Annotated in this window: 1 pseudogene; it reads left to right on the top strand. The window is 59.0% G+C overall.

The features are described 5' to 3' along the window. Positions 1-193: 193 nt before the first annotated feature. A pseudogene (locus ACBR42_RS17170) lies at positions 194-817 on the top strand (IS3 family transposase); the annotation flags it as partial.

Below are 817 nucleotides of genomic sequence, written 5' to 3'. Positions count from 1 at the left end.
ACCGCGTAGCGAACTAAGCAGGCAAATTGAGACTTGGGCGGGTGAGTTTAATGACACCTTAAATCGCGACGACCCAGCTCAATCTGGGGCTTCTTGTCCGGAAGATGAGAAGGATCATTTCGCGCTAAGAAGTGGTCCCCATTTTTCGGACAGGGCGATAAGCTATCATCTGGCCTGAACGAGGACGGGTTTTATGGGCAAGGTTACGCGGAAACGGTATGCGGCAGAGTTCAAGTCACGGGTTGCGTTGGAGGCGATCCGTGGGGAACTGACGCTGGCGGAACTGGCTTCGAAACATGGGGTGCATCAGACGATGATCGCCCAGTGGAAACGGCAGGCGATCGAGGGGATGGCGGCGACCTTTTCCGGGAAGACGGTGGCTGAGCCCCCGGTCAGCCCAGCTGATGTGGAGAAACTGCACGCGAAGATAGGCGAACTTCTCGTGGAACGGGATTTTTTACGCGATGCCTCTGCTCGGTTGGGCGTGATCAGAGGCGGCAGATGATCGACCCGAAGCGAGCGCGTTTGCCGATCATCCGGCAATGCACGCTGCTGCAACTCAACCGGTCGGGCGTCTACTATCGGCCTGTGCCACAGAGCGAGGCCAATCTGGAGCTGATGCGGCTGATCGACGCCCAGTTCCTGGAAACGCCGTATTATGGCTCACGGCAGATGACGTGGCATCTGCGTCGCCTGGGACATGAAGTGGGCCGCAAGCGGGTCCGGCGGCTCATGGCGATCATGGGCCTGCGGGCGATCTACCAGAAGCCGCGCACGACCGTGCCCCATCCGGAGCATCGGAAATATCCATATCTGC

The sequence above is a fragment of the Komagataeibacter sp. SM21 genome (genome assembly GCF_041402665.1).
GTDB lineage: Bacteria > Pseudomonadota > Alphaproteobacteria > Acetobacterales > Acetobacteraceae > Komagataeibacter > Komagataeibacter saccharivorans.
This window is presented reverse-complemented; position numbering and strand designations above follow the sequence as displayed.